The organism is Hyphomonadaceae bacterium BL14 (assembly GCA_027627705.1).
GTDB lineage: Bacteria > Pseudomonadota > Alphaproteobacteria > Caulobacterales > Maricaulaceae > Oceanicaulis.
The window spans coordinates 1,608,880-1,631,095 of record CP091242.1; the positions used below are offsets into that span (position 1 = coordinate 1,608,880).

Below are 22,216 nucleotides of genomic sequence, written 5' to 3' on the forward strand. Positions count from 1 at the left end.
TTACGGGCTCTGGCGCAAGTGGGCGCGTCGGCCTCAGCCGGCCGGGTCGCCCGCGTCGGACGCCAGCCGGGTCAGGGCATCATAAAGCGTATCGGCCGCTTCGTCGCCCAGCCTCTCATCCAGCTCTGTGTTGAAGGCACGCAGCACGGTGTCGGCACGCTCGGCCGCGCGCCGGCCGGCCTCGCTGAGCGCAACCAGAGCGCCGCGCCGGTCCTTTGCGTCCCGCCGCCGCGTCACCAGGCCCGCCTGCTCCATGCGCGTGACCAGCCCGGTCACGGCCGGTGCGCCCAGCGCCAGCACATAGCCAATGGCGCCCATGCGCCGTTCGCCCCGGCGCAGGAGCAGAAACAGAACCGCCGCCTGGCTGGCGCTGACGCCGGCTTCGGCACGCAGACGCTGGTCCGCGTCCCGGCTGAGGCGCCGGGCCGCAATTTCGATCAGTAAAAACAGCCGCCGGTCCACGGCGCGAACGCGTGCCATAATCGCAACGTCACGCGATTCCTTCGGGTGTGAAAGAGTTTAGGCGTGTTGCCAGCCGCCGAGAGAGGCCGTAACGTTTTTGAGGTCATTGATTTCCGCAACGGGCTGCGGTGCCGGGCGGTCTTGAGAGGGGATGCTATCACTATGAAATATATTGCTTTGGCTGCACTGATCGGCGTGTTCGCTACCGCCTGTGCGACGACAGATGATGGCGCGCCGGGGCGCACCGCTGCGTCAGCGTCAACAGCGACCGCCAGTGCAGAAGACCTCGCCCGCGCCGAGCGCGAGGGCTATGACCCGTATGCGATCCGGTGCGAGCGCCAGACGGTGCTGGGCTCGCGCCTGCCTGCGCGCCAGGTGTGCCGTCCGGAATGGGAATGGCGCGCCATGCAGGAGGTCAGCCAGGACGCCGTGCGGAATGTCCAGAGCCAAGGCACGCCCATGAACAGCAATTGAGGCGGGACGCGTCTCAACCGGCGAATCGCCACACCCGCGCCTGACGGACCTCGCGATCCTCAAGATCGCGTGAGACGGGTGTGTCGTAGCGTGCCAGCGCTGCGAGCTGTGTCTTGGGCAGGAATGTCCGGCCAGGATCGCCGATCAGCACCTGGGCACCGCGCGCATGCAGGCTGGCAAGCCAGGCTGCAATGCGTGCGGCACCGGGCGCTTCGTAAAAAACATCTCCGGCCAGCACCACATCCCAGCCCGCGTCCGTGCCGGTGATATCGGCCAGTTGCGCATCCAGCGCCACGCCATTGAGCCGGGCGTTCAGACGCGCGGCCGCTACGGCGAACGGGTCAATCTCGCTGGCGTCCACTCGGGCCGCGCCGGCCTTCGCAGCGCCGATGCCCGCCACGCCGCACCCGCAGGCGAAGTCGAGAACGTGGGCACCATCGACCAGATCGCGGTTGTCCATGACATAGCGCGCCAGCGCCTGCCCCCCGGCCCAGGCAAAAGCCCAGAAAGGCGGCGGCAAGCCGATCTCGCCCAGCGCCTCTTCGGTGCGGGTCCAGATTTCAATGGTTTCGTCAGCCAGATGAAAGCGCAGCTCAGGCGTCAGCGGCGCGCTGGTGATGCGCGTGTGCCGGGTGATGAAGGCGTCTGCGGTGTCGGGGGTCAGTGTCATGGTGCCGGTGTAGACCGGCCCCGGCTGCGGGGCCAGCGCCCGGCACGCTGCCAGGCGAGCAGAGAGGTGGGACCCGCCCCGAGGTGGCGCCGGCTCTCGATCGCCCCCTCAGACGAAAGCGTGCCGCGCTGACACACTCGAGACGAGTCCCGGACCGGGCTTCGCAAGGCGCGTGCTAAGCGGCACCCGATCCATGACGTCAGGCGGCGGGACGCGGCGGATAACTGCCGTCGGGGGGAGAAGAACCGCAGCCGGAACCGCGCCGCGCCCACCGCCTTGACCCTCACACTGGAGGCCAACTGCGTCGCCAATCGTGCCGGTTTATGGTGTTTTGGCCGCAGGCCCGCCGCAATCAAGGCGGCGGCGTTCATCTACGTGTCATCACTGGCGGTAGGGCTGCAACGCGGTCAGTTCCAACGTGTAGGCGGCGTCGGCCAGATCACTGGCGTGACGGCGGGTGCGCATCACACCTTCAGCGAAGACCGGCTCCCACATGCCCTGCACCGCTACGCCGTCGGCGGCCTCCACATAAATGAGCTGATTGGGCGGCGGCGGCGGGACGTGCACACACGCACCCACGAACGGCACCAGCAGAAAGCGCGAGACCTGACCCGAGGCAGAAAAATCGAACGGCAGCACAAAGCCGGCGATGCGCACACGCTGGCCGTCCAGTTCCTCCACGACGTTGAAGGTCTGCAGCTGCGGCATCTGATCTGTGCCGAAATGATTGAAGCCGAACTCGATCGCCTGGACCTGCTGCAGCCGGGCGATGCGCTCGGCCTCTCCTGGTGGCAGGAGATCGGACCAGACCAGTTCAAGACGGCCGGTTGCCTCGCCCTGCACGGCGTGCGCAGGGGCGGACAGGATGGCCGCACACAGGGCCATGAGAAGGGCGATCACGCGCATCATGATGATGATACATGCGCGTGTGACCGCCCCGCTTCAAGAGCGCGATGCTGTTACGGCGCGATGACGGCGCTGTCCCGCGTCAGGGTGGCGGCCCCGGCCCGGTTCCCGCTGACATAGCTCGCCTGCAGGGTTTCCAGCCGCTCAAAGGCATCGAACAGGCCGCCGGCGTCGAGCTGGTCAGCCCGGGCGGCGGTGTCGCAGGCATAAGTCCAGCTGATCACAAGATCGCTATCTCCGGCATAACGGCCAGCTTCGGCATGATCATCATGGCCGTGATCGTGGTCATCATGGCCGTGGCCATGGTCGTGACCGCTCGAATGACCGTGACCGCCGCGCGTCCCCTCGATCTCGACGGTGGCCAGCGTGCAGCCGGCCGCCGCGGGGAAGGCCACCGGTGCCAGCTCGAACGCCGCATAGGCCGCGTCGATGGCGGCGCGCTCGTCATCGTTGGCGGCGGCGCGCTCGAACCCGAAGAAATTATAGGCGGCACCGCTGAGCACCACCAGGGCCGCGCCGGTGCCGGCGTCGACCGCCACGTCCAGCGCTGCCGCGCCGTGGACATGGGCGCCCAGCTGGCGCATCGGGGCGTCATCACCCAGGGCGGCGCCGCCCGACAGCACCACGGCCAGCGCGGCGCAGCTCATCAGTTTGGAAAGCGTCATGGGTTGGGCTCCTGTGTCTGGTCATGGTCAAGTGGGTCTGAGTGATCGTGACCGTCATGATCATGACCGGCATGATCGTGATCATGGTCATCATCGTGGGCGTGAATGTGGCGATGCGCGCCATGATCATGAGGATGCGGAAGAGCGTGCGCCGCGTCACCATGATGGGCGTGGTCATGGCCCAGCAGCATCAGCGCCGCCGCGCCGGCACCGGCGAACACCGCACCGCCGCCGCGTACCAGGCCCGCGGTGAGCGCCTCGCTGAGCAGATGGGCGGCACCCACATGCAGGAGCAGGCCCGCCACCAGCGCCATCAGGATATTGAGCACCGACAGATCCAGCGCCGCAGCGGACGGCGCCGCGATCACCGCCGCCACCAGCATGGTCAGGCCCGCCGCCGCGAACGCCAGCAGCGCCGCCATCCGGTCGCCAAGTCCGCCGCGCTGCAACAGGATGAAGCACACCACCGCCACGGGCAGCTGATGCACCACCAGGCCGACCCCGGCCGTGACCGCGAGCGCCGGCTCCATGGCGTGGGTGACGGCGAATACCACACCATCCAGCGCTGAATGGACCGTCAGCGCACCGACCGCCGCCAATGCCGCCGTACGCGCACGCGACGAGCCGGGCCCGGCCGAGACAGAGGCCACAGCGGTGCCGCCGGTCACGCCCTGCAATACGAACCCGCCGGCAAACCCGGCCAACACCAGCCAGGGCGCATAGCCGCCCGAGGCCAGAGCCGACGGGATCAGCTCCACCACGGCCAGGGTGACGACCAGTCCGCCGGCAAAGGCTGCGAAGAGCGGCGAATGCTGACGGGTGAAGCCCGCGCCGCGCAGGGCCAGAAGCACGGCCAGGCCCACGGCGCCAGCGGCGACGAGCCCGAAGACCAGGGCGGACAGTAACGGGCTCAAGCGGGCACGGCTCCGGAGGCGTTGGGATAGGTGTTATATTGTTACGTTCGTTTAGCGGCTTGCTGCCGCCATGGCAAGCGCAAGCGGTTATTGAGCCTCGCCCAACGCAGCGCCCAGAGCCAGCCCGGATTGCCAGGCCAGCTCGGCGCGTGGGCCCAGACGCCAGTCGCCCCCCACGCCGATCGTGCCGGACGGGTCCATAGCACAGGCGCTGCCTGCCCCCTGCTGGACCAGTGCATAGCGCCAGCGATGGGTGCCGGTCCAGACGGGCGATGGCATGCCCAGACGTACAAAGGCTTCTTCGCAAAGGGCCCGCGTCACGGTGTCAGGCTCGGCTTCCAGAAATGCCTGCGACCAGTCGGTCGAGCCCTGCAGCACCCAGCATTCCGGACCCTGCCAGCCGGGCCGGGCATTCATGCGGGCCATCCAGCGGATCGCGCCGCCGAGCATCTGGGCACCGTCAAAACCGGGGTCAAAGGGCGCGTCCATCACGCCCATCACGGTCCAGCACGGGCCGATCTGCACGGTGCGGGTCTGATGAATCAGTTGAGAAAAGTCCGCGTCGGTGCGCGCGAGGAGCTCGATCAATTGTTCAGGCGGCAGGGTCAGGGCGATCCGCTCGAACGGGCCTTCCGCCTGGCCATCCTCGAAATGCACATGCCAGGCACCCGGTTCGCCCGACAGGCGCAGCGCCCGCGCCGCGAACCGGACCTGCTGCCCGCTCAGCGCCGTGCGCACCAGGGCGTTCATGCCCGGCGTGCCCACCCAGCGGGTTTTGGGCCGCAAGGGCTGCATGCCGCCCACGCGATCAATCGAGACCAGGCGCGCACGCCAGACCTGCGCTGCGCCGGCCTCTGCCGCCTCGTCGATCAGCGCCTGAAACCCGGCCGTTTCGGCAGTGACGAACTGGGCACCGTGATCAATGCGCACCTCGCCCAGCGGCGTCTCGGCCCGCCGGGTCGACAGGCGTCCGCCGGGGCCGCGCCCCTTGTCGAACAGGACCGGCTCGAGCCCGGCCAGCGCCAGCGCGCGCGCCGCCGCCGCGCCCGTCAAACCCGCTCCGATCACCGCTGCCCGCATCGACGCCCGCCCTGTTCTGCCGTGCGCCAAGACCTATGTCTGGCGTCATGGAACATCAAACGCAAAATACTGACGACACCGCTAACGCGCCGGCCTGCGAGGTCTTCTTTGACGGCGCCTGCCCGCTGTGCCGGGCCGAGATCGGCCTGTATCAGCGCCAGGGCGCGCAGGCGCGCTTCACCGATGTCAGCACAGGCGCGGGCGCGCCGCCGGAGATCACACAGGACGCCGCGCTCAAGCGCTTTCACGTGCGCCGGGCCGATGGCGTGCTGGTGTCGGGGGCCGCGGCCTTTGCCGAGCTGTGGAAAGCCACGCCCGGCTGGCGCTGGCTGGGCCATGTCGCCGCCCTGCCCCCGTTTGTCTGGATCGGCGAAGCGCTCTACCGCGCCTTTCTGGTGATCCGGCCGGCGCTGCAAGGGCTGGCGCGCCGCCGCGCCAATGGCTGAAGGCCGCGATGGGCGCGCAGCTGGTCTGGTTCAAGCGTGATCTGCGCGCACAGGACCACGCGGCGCTGGCCGCGGCGGCGTCCGCGGACGGGCCGGTCATCTGTCTGTACATCATCGAGCCCTGGCTGTGGGCGCAGCCCGATTATTCCGGCCGCCACTATGCCTTCCTGACCGAGACGCTGGCCGAGCTCGACCGGGCACTGCGCGCCCGCGGTGGATCGCTGACCGTGCGCACGGGCGAGGCGGTGGCGGTGCTGGAGGGATTGCACCGCCAGCAACCGATCGACGCCATCCACGCCCATGAAGAAACCGGGCTGATCGCCACATGGGAGCGCGACCGGGCTGTGGCCCGCTGGGCGCGCCGGCAAGGCATTGTCTTCATCGAGCATCGCCAGACCGGCGTGATCCGCGCGCTGGCCTCGCGCAATGGCTGGGCGAAGCGCTGGGACGGGTTCATGAGCCAGCCTGTCATCCCGGCACCCGCGCGGCTCCAGGATGCGGGCGCGCCTTCGGAGCGGGTCCCGGCACCCGCGGCGCTGGGCCTGGCCCCCGATCCCTGCCCGGAGCGCCAGACAGGCGGGCGTCGCCAGGCCGTGGCGGATCTGGAAAGCTTCCTGTTTGCGCGCGGGCGCGAATACCGCCGCGCCATGTCCTCGCCGGTGAGCGCCTTTGACGCCTGCTCGCGCCTGTCGGCGCATCTGGCGCTGGGCTCCATCTCGGTGCGTGAGGCGTATCAGGGTGCGGGCCGCGCGCTGGCCGCTCACCGCGCGGCAGGTGAGACGGGATTTGCGCGCTCTGTGGAGAGCTTCATCTCGCGCCTGCACTGGCATTGCCATTTCATGCAGAAGTTTGAAGACGAGCCGGAGCTGGCGGTCCGCGACCTGCACCCGGCCTATCGCGGCGCGCGGCCGGAGGCCAACCCGGAGACGCTGGCGCGATGGATTGAGGGCCGCACGGGCCTGCCGTTTCTGGATGCGTGCATGCGCGCGCTGGACCATACCGGCTGGCTGAATTTCCGCATGCGCGCCATGGCCGCGGCATTTTCCAGCTATCATCTGTGGCAGGACTGGAAACGCCCGGCCCAGGCGCTGGCGCGCCGCTTCACCGATTTCGAGCCGGGCATTCACTATCCCCAGTTCCAGATGCAGTCGGGCGTGACCGGCGTGAACACGCCGCGCATCTATAACCCGGTGAAGCAATCCATGGATCAGGACCCGGATGGCGTGTTCATCGCCCGCTGGGTTCCCGAGCTCGCCGCCCTCCCCGCGCCCTTCCGCCATGCGCCCTGGAGCGCGCCGCAAGGGGTGCTGGAGGCGGCGGGGGTGCGGCTGGGCGTCATCTATCCCGACCGCATCGTCGATCACGAACAGGCCGCGCGCGAGGCGAAGGCAAAGCTCAGCGCCCTGCGCCGCAGTGCCGGGCACGGGCCCGCCAGCGACGCCATCCAGGCCCGCCACGGCAGCCGAAAATCCGGGCTGAAACAGACCGGATCGGCAACGCAGCGGCGCAAGGCGAAAGCCGCACCCGATCCGGCGCAAGGGAGCCTGTTCTGAGCCATGGCCAAAGGATCCAACCGCCGCAACGCGACCGCCAAAGCCGATCTGCCGCAGAAAACCTGCGTGACGTGCGGGCGGCCCTTCACCTGGCGCAAGAAATGGGAGCGGGTCTGGGACGAGGTGAAGTATTGCTCGAAACGGTGTGCGGGTAGCCGCTAGCTTGCCTTTTGCTTTGTCGCATTGTCGAACCGCGAAACCGGTCCCCACTTTTGCTGAAAATGCTCAGTACCGCCTCAGCGCCGCATCCGCCGCGTGGTGAAGAAGCGCGTGGCGCCGGGCCAGGGCATCGAGATCGCGGGCATAGCCGCCGCCCAGCACGCCGGTGACGGGCACGCCGCGTTTGAGGCAGGCGTCGAATACCATCGCTTCGCGCACGGCCAGCCCCTCGTTCGTAAGCGACAACAGGCCCAGCCGGTCCTCGCGGTGGGGGTCGACCCCGGCGTTGAAGAACACCAGATCGGGCCGGCTGGCCTCCAGCGCGTCGTCCACCGCGGCGCGGGCGGCGGCGAGGTAGGCGGCGTCTTCGGTCCCCTGGGGCAGGCCGATATCCATGTCCGACATCGCCTTGCGGCGCGGCCAGTTCGCCTCGCAATGAACCGACAGGGTGAAGACGCGGGGGTCCTGTTCGAAAATGCGCGCCGTGCCGTCGCCCTGATGCACGTCGAGATCGATGACGAGCACGCGCTGGACTGCGCCTTCAGCGAGCAACAGCCGGGCCGCGACGGCCACATCATTGAAGACGCAGAAACCCGCACCGCCTTGTGCATCGGCATGGTGGCTGCCGCCGGCGGTATTGCAGGCCGCGCCATGCTCTAGCGCCAGTCTTGCTGCCAAAGCCGTGCCCGCCACAGCGCATTGCGAGCGCAGGGCGACGGACGGCGTCATCTCCAACCCGATGCGCCGGGCCAGCGGGGCCGGCACCGCCGCACCCAGCACCTGATCCACATAGGCCGGGTCATGGGCGAGCTGCAGCCAAGCGGCGGGGGCCGGCGCGGGCCGGTGAAACGCGTCCCAGTCCGTGATCAGACCGCTGGCGATCAGCTCGCCGGCGACCGCCCTGAACTTGCCCATGGGAAAGCGGTGACCGGCGGGCACGCCCGCCGCGACATACGCCTCGTGAAACACCACCTCGACCATGGGCCTGAGAGCTAGCACGCGGGGGCGTGGCTGCAACGTCATTTGCCAAGGCGCACGCAGGCGATTACACCGCTTGGCTTCGACTCTCGCCGCGCTTTCCGGAGCCTTGCGCCATGCGTCATTTCCTGAGCACCGAAGACTGGTCCCGCGACGAGCTGCAGGCCATGATCGATCGCGCGCGCGTGTTGAAAGACAGCCCCCAGGGCGAGGCGCTGAAGGGCAAGTCCATCGCGCTGATGTTCTTCAACCCGTCCCTGCGCACGCGCACCTCGTTTGATCTGGGCGCGCGCCAGCTGGGCGGGCACGCCATCGTGCTGGACGCGCGCGGCCAGACCTGGCCGCTGGAAATTCATGACGGCGCGGTGATGGACGGCGACCCCGAAGAGCATGTGCGCGAGGCGGCGCGGGTGCTGTCGCGCTATGTCGACCTGATCGCGATCCGCTGCTTTCCCAAGTTTCAGGACTGGACATCCGAGCGCGAAGACCCGCTGATCACCGCCTATGCCAAACACGCCACCGTGCCGGTGATCAATATGGAGACCATCGTCCATCCCTGTCAGGAACTGGCGCTGATGATGGCGCTGCAGGACCGTATGGGCGATGTACGCGGCAAGGACTTCCTGTTGACCTGGGTGCCGCATCCCAAGCCGCTGAACACGGCGGTGGCCAATTCAGCCCTGCTGATCGCGTCGAAATTCGGGATGAACGTGCGCCTGCTGATCCCGGACGCGGTCTATCGTCTGGATGAGCGCTATATGGGCGCGGCCCAGCGCTTCTGCGGTGAAGCGGGAACATCCCTGACCGTGACGACCGACCCTGAAGCCGCCTATGCCGGTGCCCACGCCGTCTATGCCAAGAGCTGGGGCGCGCTGCCCTTCTACGGTAATTGGGACGCCGAGGCACCCTATCGCGCCAAAGGCGCGGGTTTCATTATCGACGAGGCCAAGATGGCGCTGACGGACGCCGGCGTGGTGAGCCACTGCCTGCCCATGCGGCGCAATGTGAAGATCGCCGATGCGGTGGTCGACAGCCCGGCCTTCCTCGGAATTGAGGAGGCGGAAAACCGGCTGCACGTGCAGAAGGCGCTGATGGAGCGCATGATCGAGGAGCGATGAGGCGCGCCGTCAATCCTTGCGCCCCTGTCCTTGTCTGCAGTCCAGTCCGGATGATCCGCCCATGACCCGTGAATCCGCCCAAGCCCCCGCCCAGCCCGCGCCGGTGCGCGCGGCCATCGTGCAGCTATTGTCCAACATGCGCGACGGCAAGGAGATCCGCGAATACCTCACGCGTTTTTCCGCTCTGGATCAGGAACGCTTCGCCGTCATCAAGGTGGGCGGAGCCATCATCGAGGAAGACCTGGATGCGCTCGCCGGCGCGCTGGCCTTTCTGCAATCGGTGGGGCTGGCACCGATCGTGGTGCATGGCGGCGGACCGCAGCTCAACGCCACGCTGGAAGCAGCCGGCTATCCTGAGGAGCGCGTGGACGGCCTGCGCATCACGCCTCCCGCGGCCATGGGCGTGGTGCGCGACACGCTGACAGCCGTGAATCTGAAACTCGTCCAGGCCGTGCGCGACCGGGGCGGACGCGCCGCGGCCATTCCGTCTGGCGTGTTCGAGGCAGACCTGATCGACGAGGCCAGGCTCGGCCGCGTGGGCTCGCCCACACGCGTGCGTCTGGAACTGGTCGCCGCGGCGGCGCGCGCGGGCCAGGCGCCGATCCTGGGCTGCCTCGGCGATACGGCCGACGGCAGGCTTGTGAACGTCAACGCAGACAGTGCGGTGCGGGCCCTGGTGCATGAGCTGCAGCCCTACAAGATCGTGTTCCTGACCGGGACCGGCGCCCTGCTGGACGCGTCGGGCGCGCCGATCTCGGCGATCAACCTGGCCACCGACCATGACGACCTCATGGCCGCCGACTGGGTGACGGGCGGCATGCGGCTGAAACTGCAGGAGATCAAGCGCCTGCTTGATGATCTGCCGCTGTCGAGCTCGGTGTCGATCACACGGCCCGAGGAGTTGGCCAAGGAGCTGTTCACCCATGCCGGCGCCGGCACGCTGGTGCGCAAGGGCGAGCGCATGCTGGAGCTGACCTCGCTTGACGAGATCGACCGGGCCCGCATGGCGCACCTCATCGAAAGCTCGTTCGGGCGCAAACCGGTCGCGGACTATTTCGACCGGCTGGATTTCGAGCGCACGTTTGTGACCGAGCAATACCGCGCGGCAGCGATCACCGCGCGGCTCGGCGATGCAGTGTATCTGGACAAGTTCGCGGTGCTGGACGAGGCCCGCGGCGAGGGTCTGGGCGGGGCGGTCTGGAAACGTCTGATCGCCCATGCGCCGCGCCTGTACTGGCGCTCGCGCAGCGATAATCCGGTCAATGAGTTCTATTATTCCACCTGTCATGGCGCGGTGAAGCAGGGACGCTGGACCGTATTCTGGCGGGGCGAAGCGGACCTGACACGCATTCCGGCCATGGTGGCGCGCATCTCTGCCCTGCCGCCGACGCTGGAGGAAGCATGAAGACCGTCGGCCTGATCGGGGCGCGCGGCCATACCGGGCGCGAGCTGATTGCGCTGCTGGCGCGGCGCGAGGACATGCGGCTGTCGTTTGCGGTCTCGCGCGCCATGGACGGCACGCCGGTCCGCGAGCTCGCCCCCGAAGCGCCGGCGGATTTGACATTCGAGGCGCTGGACCCGGAAGCCTGCGCATCGCGCGGCGTGGACGCAGTGATCCTGGCCATGCCCAACGGACAGGCCGCGCCCTACGTGGCGGCATTTGATGCGCAGGCGCCGGACACGGTGCTGGTGGATCTCTCCGCCGACTACCGCTTTGATGACGCCTGGATCTATGGCCTGCCGGAGATTTACGGGCGCGGGGCGCTGACCGGCGCGCGCCGCATTTCCAATCCCGGCTGCTATGCCACGGCAGGTCAGCTGTGCGTGGCCCCGGTCAGGCCATGGCTGTCCGGCCCGGCGCATCTGTTTGGTGTGTCAGGCTATTCCGGTGCCGGGACCACGCCCAGCCGCAAGAATGATCTGGCCGCGCTGAAAGATAATCTCATGCCCTACATGCTCGCGGGCCATGTCCATGAGCGCGAGATGAGCCGGCATCTGGGCCATGAGGTGCGCTTCAGCCCCCATGTGGCGGCCTTCTTCCGCGGCATCGTCATGACCGCCCAGCTGGAATTTGCTCAGGCCGTCAGCGCGGCGGAGCTGCATGCGGCCTACGCCAGCGCTTATGAAGGCGAGACACTGATCCGCGTCATGGACGCCATCCCTGAAATCACCGACGGCGCGAACCGGCCCGGCGCGGTGCTGGGCGGGCTGACGCTGAGCGAAGACGGCCGGCGCGCGGTCATCGTGTGCGCGCTGGACAATCTCCTGAAAGGTGCCGCCGTGCAGGCGATGCAGAACCTGGCGCTGGCGCTGGACCTGCCGGAATTTGAGGGGTTGGAGACTTGGCACCCTGCGGCGTGGTGACGCCCTTGTGATCCGGGCTGGTCGACGCCATCTGCGCGGCAGCTTATGAGTGGATAGAGAATGTTCCCGCTCCACTCCATGGAGGCGCAAGACCCATGACCCCCAAGACCCTCACCGACCAGCTGTCCGTAAGCCCGCAAATCTCGCCCGAGGACGTGGCGCAGGCGGCCAGGGCGGGCTTCTCCGTGATCATCGCCAACCGGCCCGACCATGAAGATCCGGGCCAGCCGGATGCCACGGCCCTGCGCGCGGCGGCCGAAGCGGCGGGCCTCAGCTTTGTGCATATCCCGGTGTCCGGCGGCCAGTTTCCGCCCGACGCGGTGGCAGCGTTCAAGGAGGCCTCGGCCAAAGGCAAGACGCTCGCCTATTGCCGCTCGGGCACGCGGTGCACGGTGCTGTGGGCGCTGGGCCGGCCAGACGGCCTGAGCGCGGATGAAATCATTTCCCGCGCCGCCGATGCCGGTTACGACATTTCGGGCCTGCGCAGCCAGCTGGAAGGCTGAGGCGGCGCCATGCGCCTGTCGCGCTATCTGCCGATCCTGGACTGGGGGCGGCGCTATAAAGGCGAAACGCTGGCCAGCGATCTGACCGCAGCGGTGATCGTCACGATCATGCTGATCCCGCAATCACTGGCCTACGCGCTGCTGGCCGGTCTGCCGCCCGAGGCCGGGCTCTATGCCTCCATCGCGCCGCTGATCGCCTACGCGATCTTCGGCACCAGCCGGGCTCTGGCGGTCGGGCCGGTGGCGGTGGTGTCGCTGATGACGGCGGCGGCGGTGGGGCAGATCGCAGACACCGGCACCATCGGCTACGCCACGGCGGCGGTGACGCTGGCCTTCCTGTCGGGCGTGATCCTTTTGCTGATGGGCGTGTTCCGGTTGGGCTTTCTGGCCAATTTCCTGTCCCACCCGGTCATTTCCGGCTTCATCACGGCGTCGGGCGTGATCATCGCGGCCAGCCAGCTGCGCCATATTCTGGGCGTACCGGGCGGCGGTCACACGCTGGTGGAAATCGTGTCGAGCCTGACCGGATCGGTAATGCAGACCAATCCCTACACGCTGGCGGTTGGCACCGCAGCGCTGGGCTTTTTGCTGTTCGTGCGCTCAGGGCTGAAACCGCTTCTCATGGCCATGCGCGTGCCGGAGAAAGCCGCCGGCATCGTCACCAAGATCGGCCCGGTGATCGCGGTGGCCGCCTCCATCGGCGCGGTGCTGGTGTTCGATCTCGGCGCGCGCGGCGTGGCGGTGGTGGGCGAGGTGCCGCAAGGGCTGCCGCCCTTCACCTTGCCGAGCTTCGAGCTGGAACTGGTGCAGCTCCTGCTGGCCTCGGCCATGCTGATCTCGGTGATCGGGTTTGTGGAATCGGTGTCGGTGGCCCAGACCCTGGCCGCCAAGAAGCGCGAGCGCATCGACCCCGATCAGGAGCTGGTCGCGCTGGGCGCGTCCAATGTCTCGGCCTCGCTCAGCGGCGGGTTTCCGGTGACCGGCGGCTTTGCCCGCTCGGTGGTCAATTTCGACGCCGGTGCCGCTACGCCCGCAGCAGGGGCCTTTACAGCTGCGGGTATCTTGCTGGCTGCGGCCTTCCTGACGCCGCTGATCTTTCACCTGCCGATTGCGGTGCTGGCGGCGACCATCATCGTGGCGGTGCTGTCGCTGGTGGATTTCGGGGCGCTGGGGCGGGCCTTCCGGTATTCCAAAGCCGATTTCGCCGCCATGGCCGCCACCATCGCCGTAACGCTGGTGATGGGGGTGGAAGCGGGCGTAAGCGTTGGCGTGATCCTGTCGCTGGTGCTCTTCCTCTACCGCACCAGCCGGCCCCATGCGGCCGTGGTGGGTCAGGTGCCGGGCGGAGAGCATTTTCGCAACATCGAGCGCCACGCGGTGATCACCTCGCCGCTGGTGGTGACGCTGCGGGTGGATGAAAGCCTGTATTTCGCCAATGCGCGCTATCTCGAAGACCGGGTCTATCAGCTCGTCGCCGAAAACCCGGACGCGCGCCACATCATCCTGATGTGCCCGGCGGTCAATTTCATCGATATGAGCGCGCTGGAAAGCCTCGAGGCCATCAATACGCGCCTGGCCAGCACGGATATCAAGCTGCACCTGTCCGAGGTGAAGGGCCCGGTCATGGACCGGCTCAAGCGCTCGCACTTCCTGGAGGCGCTGTCGGGGCAGGTCTTCCTGTCGCAATACGAAGCCTTTGCCGCGCTTGACCCGGAGACGGCGAAGCGCGCGCTGGCAGGTGTCGCGCGGTAAAATCGCCGCAGTTGGCCGGCTCTTGTGTGCCCGATATGCAACACCTACATGCGCTTTGAACCGGGCGGACGGGGCGCTTCAAGCAAGGTCCCGGCCCGCCTGTCTCGCTGACACTCAGGAGACGGATAGCCGCCATGAATATCGAGAAATTCACCGATCGCGCCCGTGCTGTGCTGCAAGCCGCGCAAGGCCTGGCCATGAGGCGCAAGCACCAGCATTTCGCGCCCGAGCACTTGTTGAAAGCGCTGCTGGATGATGAAGGCGCGCTGGCGGTCAATCTGATCCGCGCGGCGGGCGGGCGCCCGGAGCTGGTGCAGGACCTGACCGAGCGCGCGCTCGACGCCCTGCCCAAGGTGGAGGGCGGCGGCCAGCTTTATCTGGCACCGCGCACGGCCGAAGTCTTCACCACCGCCGAGGAAGCGGCGCAGAAGGCTGGCGACCAGTTCGTCACCGCCGAGCGCCTGCTTCAGGCGCTTAGCGTGGTGGCGGGTACGAAGCCGGCCGAGATTTTCAAGCAGGCCGGCGTGACGGCCCAGGGCCTCAACACCGCGATCAATGATCTGCGCCAGGGCCGCACCGCCGACAGCCAGTCGGCCGAAGACACCTATGAGGCGCTTAAGAAGTACGCCCGCGACCTGACGGCCGCGGCGCGCGCGGGCAAGCTCGATCCGGTGATCGGCCGAGACGAGGAAATCCGGCGCGCGGTGCAGGTCCTGTCGCGGCGCACCAAGAATAATCCGGTGCTGATCGGCGAGCCGGGCGTGGGCAAGACCGCCATCGCTGAAGGGTTGGCCCTGCGCATCGTCAATGGTGATGTGCCTGAGAGCCTCAAAGACAAAAAGCTGATGGCGCTGGACATGGGCTCGCTCATTGCCGGCGCGAAGTATCGCGGCGAGTTCGAGGAGCGCCTGAAAAGCGTGCTGTCAGAGGTGGAAGCGGCCGCCGGCGGCATCATCCTGTTCATTGACGAGATGCACACCCTGGTGGGCGCGGGCAAGACGGACGGGGCGATGGACGCCTCCAATCTCCTGAAGCCCGCTCTGGCGCGCGGCGAGCTGCACTGCATCGGTGCCACGACGCTGGATGAATACCGCAAGCATGTGGAGAAGGACGCCGCGCTGGCGCGCCGTTTCCAGCCGGTGTTTGTCGACGAGCCGAGCGTGGAGGACACGGTCTCCATCCTGCGCGGGCTGAAAGAGAAGTACGAGGTGCACCACGGCGTGCGCATCGCCGACAGCGCGATTGTCGCCGCCGCGACCCTGTCCAACCGCTACATCACCGACCGCTTCCTGCCCGACAAGGCCATCGATCTGATGGACGAGGCGGCGGCGCGCCTGCGCATGCAGGTGGATTCCAAGCCGGAGGCGCTGGACGAGCTCGACCGGCGCATCATCCAGCTGAAGATCGAGGGCGAAGCGCTCAAGAAAGAGAAGGACGACGCCTCGCGCACGCGTCTGGAAACGCTCAAGAAAGAGCTGTCGGAGCTGGAGCAGCGCTCCAATGAAATGACCGCCGCCTGGCGCGCCGAGAAGGACAAGCTGGCGTCCGCCACCGATGTGAAGGAGCAGCTGGACCGGCTGCGCGCCGAGCTCGCCGACGCCGAGCGCCGGGGCGATCTGGCGCGGGCGTCGGAGCTGAAATACGGCCGCATCCCGGAGCTGGAAAAGCGCCTCTCCGACGCCGAAGCCGCCAGCGCCGCCAATGGCCAGGGCGTGCTGGTCAAGGAGGTTGTCGACGACGAGCAGATCGCCGGCGTGGTCAGCCGCTGGACCGGCGTGCCGGTGGACAAGATGCTCGAAGGCGAGCGCGAGAAGCTGATGGCCATGGAGGACGGCCTGCGCGCGCGCGTGGTCGGTCAGGATGATGCGCTGGAAGCGGTGTCCGACGCGGTGCGCCGCTCACGCGCGGGGCTGAAGGACCCCGCCCGGCCTATCGGCTCCTTCCTGTTCCTGGGCCCCACGGGCGTCGGCAAGACCGAGCTGACCAAGGCGCTGGCCGAGTTCCTGTTCGACGATGAAAGCGCGGTCACGCGCCTGGACATGTCGGAATACATGGAGAAGCACTCGGTCAGCCGGATGATCGGTGCCCCGCCGGGCTATGTGGGCTATGACGAAGGCGGCGCCCTGACCGAGGCCGTGCGCCGCCGGCCCTATCAGGTGGTGCTCTTTGACGAGGTGGAGAAAGCCCACCCGGACGTGTTCAACGTGCTCCTCCAGGTGCTCGATGATGGCCGGCTGACCGATGGTCAGGGCCGCACGGTGGATTTCAGGAACACCATCCTGATCATGACCTCCAATCTGGGGTCCGAATTTCTTCTGTCGGGCGATGTGGAGGATGCCCGGGACAATGTGATGGGCGCGGTGCGCGCGGCCTTCCGCCCGGAATTCCTGAACCGGATTGACGAGATCATCCTGTTCCGCCGCCTCGAAGAGCAGCACATGGGCTCGATCGTGGACATCCAGCTCAAACGCCTGGAGGCCCTGCTGGCCGACCGGCGCATGACGCTCTCCATGGACGAGGCGGCGCGCAGCTGGCTGGCGCAGAAGGGCTATGACCCGGCCTATGGCGCCCGGCCTTTGAAGCGCGTGATCCAGAAGGAGCTGCAGGACCCGTTGGCCCGGCTGATCCTGGCTGGCAAGCTCAACGACGGCGACATGATCACCGTGTCGTCTGAAGCCGGTGCCCTCACCGTCAACGGCCACGCGGTCAGCCGCAACGCGCGGCCCCCGGCGCAAGCGACGATCCAGTAGGGGTGTGGCCGTCCCGGCGTTCCTAAGGGGTGCCGGGACAGGCCTTGCCCTTCGGGCCGGCAGCGGGAATGATCGCGGCGCGTTTCATTCCCCCGCCCCTCAAGATGCAAGCCCCCTCATGACCCTGCCCTTCGCCGATACCCTGGCCCTGGACGACCGCACGCCGTTCGACACGGTGTTCGATTTTGACGGTGCAGGCATGGCCCATCCGGTGCTCGCCAGCGGCCATGGGCCGGGCGTCATCCTGATGCATGAGCTGCCGGGGTTTGTGAGCGAGTTCTGGCGGCTGGCGCGCTGGATCGAGGCGGCCGGCTTCCGGGTCTATGCTCCCGCTTACATGGACCCGGCGGGCAGTGATCTGGAGGAGGTTCTGGCCCTGCATGGCCGGGTGGGCGGCATGGCGCGTGCCTGCATCTCCAGAGAGATCCGCCTGTTCGCCCGCGAGGGCGGGTCGCCGATTTCAGACTGGCTGCGCGCGCTCGCCCGTCAGGCCCATGCCGAGTGCGGCGGGCCGGGCGTGGGCGCGGTGGGTCTGTGCCTGTCAGGCAATTTCGCGTGGTCGGTGGCGATTGACCCCAGCGTCGCCGCCGCCGTGGCCGCCGAACCCGCCGTGCCGTTCAACAATGCCGGCGGGCTGCACCTTACACCGGCCGAAGCGGCGGGCCTCAAAGCGCGCAGCGACCTGCCGGTGATGGCGCTGCGCTTTGACGGCGATCCGTCCTGCAAGGCCGAGCGCTTCGCCGCCCTCACCGATCTCATCGGGCCGGACCGCGCCCTGACGCGGGTCATGCCGGACTCAGCCAAGAACCCGAAGGGCAATCCCTTCCCCCATGCGGTCCTCACCAAAGACCTGATCGCAGAAGACGGCCAGCCGACCTTCGAGGCCGCGCGCGAGGTGCTGGGTTATCTTGCCGGCAGGCTGCAGACGGACGACGACGCCACAACCTGACTCTAGCCGCAGCCGGGTCACCGGAGTATCGTCGCGCGACTCGATCAGCAGGGGTAACCGTCATGCTTTGCCGTATCGCCGCGCTCAGCGCTATCGCCGCCGCCTGCGCGCTTGGCGCGCCCGCCCACGCCCAGCTCAGCGAGCTGCGGGTCGGGGTGGCCGCTCATGACGTGTATAACGGCACCGAGGACGGGTCACAGATCATCGTCGAGGCACTGTTTGACAGTCCCGGTTTCCTGAACTGGGCGTACGCCCCGCGGCCCTATATCATGGGCTCGTTCAACACGGCGGGCCTGACCAATCTGGGCGCTGTGGGGCTGGCCTGGGAAGGCCCGGTGACCCAGCGCCTGTCTGTCGAGGGCTCATGGGGCATCGCCTATCATGATGGCGTGACCGATTATGTCGATCTGCCGCCCGACAATCCCGACCGCATCCGCCTGGCCGCCACCCGCGCCGGGCTCGGCTCGCACTTTCAGTTCCACCTGCGCCTGGGGACCGACTACGCCCTGAACGACACCTGGCGCGTGGGCGTGTTCTACGAGCACTATTCTCACGGCCAGATCCTGGGTAATGGCCGCAACCAGGCACTGGACGAGATCGGCGTGCGGCTCGGCTACCGGTTCGGGAATTAACGGCCGGCCCTCTGGAACGGATAGAAATCCGATCCCAGCTGCAGAATGCCGGTGAGCGCGTCGAGCGCTGCCCGGTTTTCATCCACCAGAGCCGGATCGCCCAGATCGCCCGGAGCCAGCGTCTCGCGGTAGTGGGTATGGGCCCAGGCGGTGAGCGCATCATGACGCTGCGCCGTCAGCCAGGCACCCGGATTGACCGCGGCGCGCTGGGCCTCATCCAGCACCACGCGCAGGCGCAGACAGGCTGGCCCGCCGCCATTGCGCATGGACTGGCGCACATCAGCGAACTGAACCGCGCCGATGGGTCCATTGCCGGCGGTCAGGCGCTGGGAATATTCCAGCGTCGAAGCGGTCTCTTCAGTCTCCTTCGGTGCCAACAGGACCTGGCGGCTCTCGCCCGGCCAGATCAGAAGCTGGGAATTGAACAGGTATGAGGTGATGGCGTCGATCAGCGGGACCTCGGCGTCGGGCACCTCCACAAAGACCGGCTCGAACAGGCCGTCCGCGGCGCGGCGGATGGCGTCGAGGGCTGCGGGGGAATCCTCGAACGCGTGCTCGTGATAGAACAGCACCGGGCCGGTCCCCACGCACACCACGTCATTATGGAAGGCACCCGCCTCGATGGCCTTGCGCGACTGGCGGATATGCACGGTGCGCGCCGGATCGAGTCCGTGGCGGCGCGCGACCGCCTCGCAGGCCTGCAGGGTCTGGCGAGCGGGATACTTCGCCTGCCAGGTCTCGAACGCGTCGCGGCCATGGACGAAAATCTCCACGCCAGGCGCGCCATGCTGCGCGCACAGGCGCACATGATTGGCCGCGCCTTCATCGGCGAAATGGGCCTGGCTGGGCAGAGCGTCGTGGACGGCGAAACGGCGCTCATCGGCGAAGATGCGCGACAGCGCCTTTTGGGTCTGCCGGTGTTCGATGGACCGGTGCAGCGCCGTCACCAGATTGGCCGGCGTGAAATGCACACGCCCGTCCGCTGCATCCACGCCCGGCGAGACGGTGGCGGCATTGGCCGCCCACATGGACGAGGCCGACAGCATGTTCAGCGCCAGTTCCGGCGCGGCCTTGTAAGCCGCCTCCCACACCGCGCCATCACTGCGGCCGGTAAAGCCCAGCGCGCGCAGGGCCGGAATATCCGGACGCTCCTGCGGCGGGAGCAGGCCCTGGACCAGCCCCGCATCGGCCAGGCTTCGCGCCTTGGAGAGGCCTTCCAGCACCCCGGCGCGCGGACGCGCCACGGCACCGCGATTTTTGGCGCTGGCGAGATTGCCCGGCGCGAGCCCGCCATAATTATGGGTCGGGCCGACCAGCCCGTCGAAATTGGCTTCCACCGCGCCGGTCATCCATCGAGCCCCTTGATCGCCTGACGCACCAGGGTGGGTGCCGCCTGGGCTGCCACCGGATACGCGCAGTAATCGGCTGCATAGAAGGCGCTGGGGCGCAGATTGCCGGACTGGCCGGGGCCACCGAACGGCATGGTCGACGCGGCACCCGGCGTCGGCCGGTTGAAGTTCACAATGCCCGCCCGTACCAGCGCGCGGAAGCGCGGCCAAAGCGAGGCATCATCACTGACCAGGCCTGCAGCCAGGCCATAGGCGGTGTTGTTGGCTTCGGCCAAAGCCGCCTCGAAGCTTGCCGCGCGGCGCACCTGCAGCAGCGGGCCGAACACTTCCTCGTCCGGCGTCTTCACGCCCTGCACATCCAACAGGCCCGGCGTTACAAAGGCCGGTCCGGGGCCCCGCCCTGCCTTGACAATCGCGCGCGCGCCCAGCGCCAGCAGCGCGTCCTGGGCCTTGAGCACCTGATCAGCGGCGTGGGTGCTGACCAGCGGCCCCATGAAAGGTTCGGGGCTTGCGTTCCAGACACCCAGCGTCAGCTGCGGGATCAGGGCGGCGACCGCCGCGACCACGGCGTCGCCCGCCTGGCCTTCGGGCACGATCAGGCGGCGCGCGCACGAGCAGCGCTGACCGGCGGTGATGTAGGCCGACAGGACCGCCACGCGGGCCGCAGCCCCGGCGTCGGCGGCGTCCCAGACCACAAGCGGGTTGTTGCCGCCCATCTCCAGCGCCAGCTGAATTCCGGTGCGTCCGGCGAACTTTTTGTGGATGAAAGATCCCGTGGCCCAGGAGCCGGTGAACAGCACGCCATCGAGATCGGGATCATCCAGCGCCGCGGCACCGGTTTCACGCGCGCCCTGCACCAGATTCAGCACGCCGTCGGGCAGGCCCGCGTCCGCCCACAGCTGCGCCATCAGCGCGCCAATGGCCGGAGTGAGTTCAGACGGCTTGAAGACAATCGTATTGCCCGCCAACAGGGCCGGGACGATATGGCCATTGGGCAGATGGCCGGGGAAGTTATACGGCCCCAGCACGAACATGACGCCCAGCGGCTTGTGCTCCAGCGTCTGCTCGCCGAAATCGGTTTCGGTGCGGGTGGTTCCGGTCCGCTCCGCATAAGCCTTCACCGATACCGCGATCTTGCCGGCCATGGCGCCCGCTTCGGTGCGCGCCTCCCAGAGCGGCTTGCCGGTTTCGCGCGCGATCAGCTCGGCGATGGTCTCGCTGCGTTCTTTCAGGAGCTCGCCGAACCGTTCAGCGATGGCACGGCGCGTGTCATACTCCGCCAGCGCCCAGTCCGGGAAGGCTGCCCGCGCTGCCGCAAAGGCCGCGCGCACATCCTGCGGCGAGGCGGCAGCACCCTCCCAGACGGTATCGGCACTGGACGGATCGATGGAGCGGAAGGCAGCGGCGCGGCCATCACGCCAGGCACCATTGATGAAGAGGGACGCGGTCATGGGGTCAGTCCTTGATCCAGAAGCGCACGGGATCGCCTACGCGCACATCCAGCGCGCGCCGGGCGTCGTCGTCGAGGCCGGCTTGGGCCTCGTCATGGGTGATCTGCGTATAGACACAGCGGAAATCGCCGATCCGGTCATTGGAGACCAGGGCGCGGCGGCGGTCACCGGCCGGGCTGGTACCGGCGACCGGCAGCACCCGGCTTTCGCGGATGGTGCGCACCTCGTCCGCGCCGCACGAGACCAGCGGGCCGCCGTCGAAAATGTCCACATAGCGCTCATAGCGCAGGCCCTCGGCCTCAAGCAGGCGCAAGGCGTTGACGCCGTGGGGATGGGTCTTGCCGATGACCGCGCGCGCCTCGCGCGGCAAAAGGTCAAGATAGATGAGGTGGGACGGCATGAGGTCGAGGATGAATTGATTGTCGGTGGCCGCCGAGAGCCGGTCAGCCTCATCAAAGCTCATCCGGAAAAAGGGACGCGACACATGCTCGAAGAAGATGGAATCGCCCTTCTCATCCACCACGCCGCGCAATTCGGACAAGATGCGCTTGCCGAAGCGCTCGCGGGCGGACGCCACCAGCAGATAGCGCGCCTTGGCCGTCAGACTGCCCGCCCCGGCACCGCGCGCCGCATCGCTGACAAAGAGCGAGCCGACCTCTGTCGAGCCGGCGAAATCATTGACCAGCAGCATGGCGTCCATGTCAAAGCGCTTGCCCGCTTCCTTCGAGGCCTGGGCGAAAGTGAAAATCTTGAAGTCGAAATACGGCTTCTTGATCCCCACCATGGCTTTGACCGCCGAGGTGCCCAGGATGTCGCCGGTGTCTGTATCTTCCAGCATGAGCTGATAATTGCAGTCGCACGGATCGCTCAGCGTGCCGTCAAACGCGGCTTCCGACGCCGCCAGCTTGGCCGCGAGGGCATCATCGGGCAGCGACAGGCTGGTGAAGCCCGGACCCGCCGCCCGGGCCAACTTCAAGAACCCGTCGACATCGCCCGACCGGGCCGCGCGCACCACCAGCATGAACTCTCCCCCTGACGTCC

General features: G+C 67.8%; 22 protein-coding genes. 12 read left to right on the plus strand and 10 right to left on the minus strand.

The genetic code is table 11. The features are described from left to right. Nucleotides 1-33 precede the first annotated feature (33 nt). Nucleotides 34-480 (minus strand): MarR family transcriptional regulator, encoded by a 447-nt coding sequence (locus tag L2D00_07745; protein ID WBQ11746.1) that lies wholly within the window; start codon nt 478-480, stop codon nt 34-36. 144 nt (nt 481-624) lie between these two features. Here L2D00_07745 and L2D00_07750 point away from each other — a divergent pair, with 144 nt between their 5' ends. Next, the gene (locus L2D00_07750; protein WBQ11747.1) at nt 625-936 is read left to right on the plus strand and encodes a hypothetical protein; all 312 of its coding nucleotides are present in this window, start codon (nt 625-627) and stop codon (nt 934-936) included. Between the two features lie 13 nt (nt 937-949). On the opposite strand, the gene L2D00_07755 is transcribed toward L2D00_07750, so the two are convergent. The 5 genes from L2D00_07755 to L2D00_07775 form a co-directional block, all read right to left on the minus strand. Next, nucleotides 950-1,606 carry a 50S ribosomal protein L11 methyltransferase gene (locus tag L2D00_07755; GenBank protein WBQ11748.1) on the minus strand — a complete coding sequence of 219 codons (657 nt, stop codon included), beginning with the start codon at nt 1,604-1,606 and terminating at the stop codon, nt 950-952. Between the two features lie 381 nt (nt 1,607-1,987). Beyond that, the gene (locus tag L2D00_07760; protein WBQ11749.1) at nt 1,988-2,515 is read right to left on the minus strand and encodes a DUF3299 domain-containing protein; all 528 of its coding nucleotides are present in this window, start codon (nt 2,513-2,515) and stop codon (nt 1,988-1,990) included. Between the two features lie 50 nt (nt 2,516-2,565). Continuing rightward, nucleotides 2,566-3,177 (minus strand): DUF2796 domain-containing protein, encoded by a 612-nt coding sequence (locus tag L2D00_07765; protein ID WBQ11750.1) that lies wholly within the window; start codon nt 3,175-3,177, stop codon nt 2,566-2,568. Next, nucleotides 3,174-4,091 carry a hypothetical protein gene (locus L2D00_07770; GenBank protein WBQ11751.1) on the minus strand — a complete coding sequence of 306 codons (918 nt, stop codon included), beginning with the start codon at nt 4,089-4,091 and terminating at the stop codon, nt 3,174-3,176. Before L2D00_07770 ends, L2D00_07765 begins: the two co-directional genes overlap by 4 nt. 87 nt (nt 4,092-4,178) lie before the next feature. Beyond that, nucleotides 4,179-5,171, minus strand: coding sequence for an NAD(P)-binding protein (locus tag L2D00_07775; protein WBQ11752.1), 993 nt, complete (start codon nt 5,169-5,171; stop codon nt 4,179-4,181). A 47-nt stretch (nt 5,172-5,218) separates the two neighbouring features. On the opposite strand from L2D00_07775, the gene L2D00_07780 reads away from it, so the two are divergent. The 3 genes from L2D00_07780 to L2D00_07790 are packed head-to-tail and all read left to right on the plus strand — an operon-like array spanning nt 5,219 to nt 7,332. Further along, nucleotides 5,219-5,617, plus strand: a complete 399-nt coding sequence (locus L2D00_07780; GenBank protein WBQ11753.1) for a DUF393 domain-containing protein — start codon at nt 5,219-5,221, stop codon at nt 5,615-5,617. 8 nt (nt 5,618-5,625) lie between these two features. After that, entirely contained in the window at nt 5,626-7,170 is a 1,545-nt protein-coding gene (locus L2D00_07785) for a deoxyribodipyrimidine photo-lyase (protein ID WBQ11754.1), read from the plus strand. A gap of 3 nt (nt 7,171-7,173) precedes the next feature. Beyond that, nucleotides 7,174-7,332 carry a DUF2256 domain-containing protein gene (locus tag L2D00_07790; protein WBQ11755.1) on the plus strand — a complete coding sequence of 53 codons (159 nt, stop codon included), beginning with the start codon at nt 7,174-7,176 and terminating at the stop codon, nt 7,330-7,332. A 63-nt stretch (nt 7,333-7,395) separates the two neighbouring features. On the opposite strand, the gene L2D00_07795 is transcribed toward L2D00_07790, so the two are convergent. Further along, entirely contained in the window at nt 7,396-8,328 is a 933-nt protein-coding gene (locus L2D00_07795) for a histone deacetylase (protein ID WBQ11756.1), read from the minus strand. A 95-nt stretch (nt 8,329-8,423) separates the two neighbouring features. On the opposite strand from L2D00_07795, the gene L2D00_07800 reads away from it, so the two are divergent. The 8 genes from L2D00_07800 to L2D00_07835 all read left to right on the plus strand — a co-directional run bounded on the left by L2D00_07800 (nt 8,424) and on the right by L2D00_07835 (nt 18,375). Next, nucleotides 8,424-9,425 (plus strand): N-acetylornithine carbamoyltransferase, encoded by a 1,002-nt coding sequence (locus L2D00_07800; protein WBQ11757.1) that lies wholly within the window; start codon nt 8,424-8,426, stop codon nt 9,423-9,425. A gap of 61 nt (nt 9,426-9,486) precedes the next feature. Beyond that, nucleotides 9,487-10,830, plus strand: coding sequence for an acetylglutamate kinase (locus tag L2D00_07805; protein WBQ11758.1), 1,344 nt, complete (start codon nt 9,487-9,489; stop codon nt 10,828-10,830). Beyond that, entirely contained in the window at nt 10,827-11,789 is a 963-nt protein-coding gene (gene argC / locus L2D00_07810) for an N-acetyl-gamma-glutamyl-phosphate reductase (protein WBQ11759.1), read from the plus strand. Before L2D00_07805 ends, argC begins: the two co-directional genes overlap by 4 nt. A gap of 95 nt (nt 11,790-11,884) precedes the next feature. Next, nucleotides 11,885-12,292: a TIGR01244 family sulfur transferase gene (locus L2D00_07815; protein WBQ11760.1), complete on the plus strand. Its 408-nt coding sequence runs from the start codon at nt 11,885-11,887 to the stop codon at nt 12,290-12,292. Between the two features lie 9 nt (nt 12,293-12,301). After that, nucleotides 12,302-14,044: a sulfate permease gene (gene sulP, locus L2D00_07820; GenBank protein ID WBQ11761.1), complete on the plus strand. Its 1,743-nt coding sequence runs from the start codon at nt 12,302-12,304 to the stop codon at nt 14,042-14,044. A 134-nt stretch (nt 14,045-14,178) separates the two neighbouring features. After that, on the plus strand, nt 14,179-16,794 hold the full coding sequence (gene clpB / locus L2D00_07825; GenBank protein WBQ11762.1) for an ATP-dependent chaperone ClpB: 2,616 nt from the start codon (nt 14,179-14,181) through the stop codon (nt 16,792-16,794). Nucleotides 16,795-16,912: 118 nt separating this feature from the next. Then, nucleotides 16,913-17,743: a dienelactone hydrolase family protein gene (locus L2D00_07830; protein WBQ11763.1), complete on the plus strand. Its 831-nt coding sequence runs from the start codon at nt 16,913-16,915 to the stop codon at nt 17,741-17,743. Between the two features lie 62 nt (nt 17,744-17,805). Then, a complete protein-coding gene (locus L2D00_07835) occupies nt 17,806-18,375 on the plus strand; it encodes an acyloxyacyl hydrolase (GenBank protein WBQ11764.1) in 570 nt (189 codons plus the stop codon). Here the strand turns inward: L2D00_07835 and astB are convergent. The 3 genes from astB to L2D00_07850 are packed head-to-tail and all read right to left on the minus strand — an operon-like array spanning nt 18,372 to nt 22,196. Further along, nucleotides 18,372-19,724 (minus strand): N-succinylarginine dihydrolase, encoded by a 1,353-nt coding sequence (gene astB, locus L2D00_07840; protein WBQ11765.1) that lies wholly within the window; start codon nt 19,722-19,724, stop codon nt 18,372-18,374. The two genes, L2D00_07835 and astB, sit on opposite strands and share 4 nt — an antisense overlap. Further along, the gene (astD, locus tag L2D00_07845; GenBank protein ID WBQ11766.1) at nt 19,721-21,175 is read right to left on the minus strand and encodes a succinylglutamate-semialdehyde dehydrogenase; all 1,455 of its coding nucleotides are present in this window, start codon (nt 21,173-21,175) and stop codon (nt 19,721-19,723) included. Before astD ends, astB begins: the two co-directional genes overlap by 4 nt. Before the next feature lie 4 nt (nt 21,176-21,179). Continuing rightward, nucleotides 21,180-22,196 carry an arginine N-succinyltransferase gene (locus L2D00_07850; GenBank protein WBQ11767.1) on the minus strand — a complete coding sequence of 339 codons (1,017 nt, stop codon included), beginning with the start codon at nt 22,194-22,196 and terminating at the stop codon, nt 21,180-21,182. Nucleotides 22,197-22,216 lie beyond the last annotated feature (20 nt).

What these genes read in the sequence shown, in the direction of transcription:
- argC (WBQ11759.1), top strand. Translation starts at nt 10,827, where the DNA reads ATGAAGACCGTCGGCCTGATCGGGGCGCGCGGCCATACCGGGCGCGAG.
- L2D00_07775 (WBQ11752.1), bottom strand. Translation starts at nt 5,171, where the DNA reads ATGCGGGCAGCGGTGATCGGAGCGGGTTTGACGGGCGCGGCGGCGGCG.
- L2D00_07785 (WBQ11754.1), top strand. Translation starts at nt 5,626, where the DNA reads ATGGGCGCGCAGCTGGTCTGGTTCAAGCGTGATCTGCGCGCACAGGAC.
- L2D00_07745 (WBQ11746.1), bottom strand. Translation starts at nt 480, where the DNA reads ATGGCACGCGTTCGCGCCGTGGACCGGCGGCTGTTTTTACTGATCGAA.
- L2D00_07755 (WBQ11748.1), bottom strand. Translation starts at nt 1,606, where the DNA reads ATGACACTGACCCCCGACACCGCAGACGCCTTCATCACCCGGCACACG.
- L2D00_07760 (WBQ11749.1), bottom strand. Translation starts at nt 2,515, where the DNA reads ATGATGCGCGTGATCGCCCTTCTCATGGCCCTGTGTGCGGCCATCCTG.
- L2D00_07790 (WBQ11755.1), top strand. Translation starts at nt 7,174, where the DNA reads ATGGCCAAAGGATCCAACCGCCGCAACGCGACCGCCAAAGCCGATCTG.
- L2D00_07815 (WBQ11760.1), top strand. Translation starts at nt 11,885, where the DNA reads ATGACCCCCAAGACCCTCACCGACCAGCTGTCCGTAAGCCCGCAAATC.
- L2D00_07765 (WBQ11750.1), bottom strand. Translation starts at nt 3,177, where the DNA reads ATGACGCTTTCCAAACTGATGAGCTGCGCCGCGCTGGCCGTGGTGCTG.
- L2D00_07805 (WBQ11758.1), top strand. Translation starts at nt 9,487, where the DNA reads ATGACCCGTGAATCCGCCCAAGCCCCCGCCCAGCCCGCGCCGGTGCGC.
- L2D00_07830 (WBQ11763.1), top strand. Translation starts at nt 16,913, where the DNA reads ATGACCCTGCCCTTCGCCGATACCCTGGCCCTGGACGACCGCACGCCG.
- sulP (WBQ11761.1), top strand. Translation starts at nt 12,302, where the DNA reads ATGCGCCTGTCGCGCTATCTGCCGATCCTGGACTGGGGGCGGCGCTAT.
- L2D00_07835 (WBQ11764.1), top strand. Translation starts at nt 17,806, where the DNA reads ATGCTTTGCCGTATCGCCGCGCTCAGCGCTATCGCCGCCGCCTGCGCG.
- astB (WBQ11765.1), bottom strand. Translation starts at nt 19,724, where the DNA reads ATGACCGGCGCGGTGGAAGCCAATTTCGACGGGCTGGTCGGCCCGACC.
- L2D00_07800 (WBQ11757.1), top strand. Translation starts at nt 8,424, where the DNA reads ATGCGTCATTTCCTGAGCACCGAAGACTGGTCCCGCGACGAGCTGCAG.
- astD (WBQ11766.1), bottom strand. Translation starts at nt 21,175, where the DNA reads ATGACCGCGTCCCTCTTCATCAATGGTGCCTGGCGTGATGGCCGCGCC.
- L2D00_07750 (WBQ11747.1), top strand. Translation starts at nt 625, where the DNA reads ATGAAATATATTGCTTTGGCTGCACTGATCGGCGTGTTCGCTACCGCC.
- L2D00_07780 (WBQ11753.1), top strand. Translation starts at nt 5,219, where the DNA reads ATGGAACATCAAACGCAAAATACTGACGACACCGCTAACGCGCCGGCC.
- clpB (WBQ11762.1), top strand. Translation starts at nt 14,179, where the DNA reads ATGAATATCGAGAAATTCACCGATCGCGCCCGTGCTGTGCTGCAAGCC.
- L2D00_07850 (WBQ11767.1), bottom strand. Translation starts at nt 22,196, where the DNA reads ATGCTGGTGGTGCGCGCGGCCCGGTCGGGCGATGTCGACGGGTTCTTG.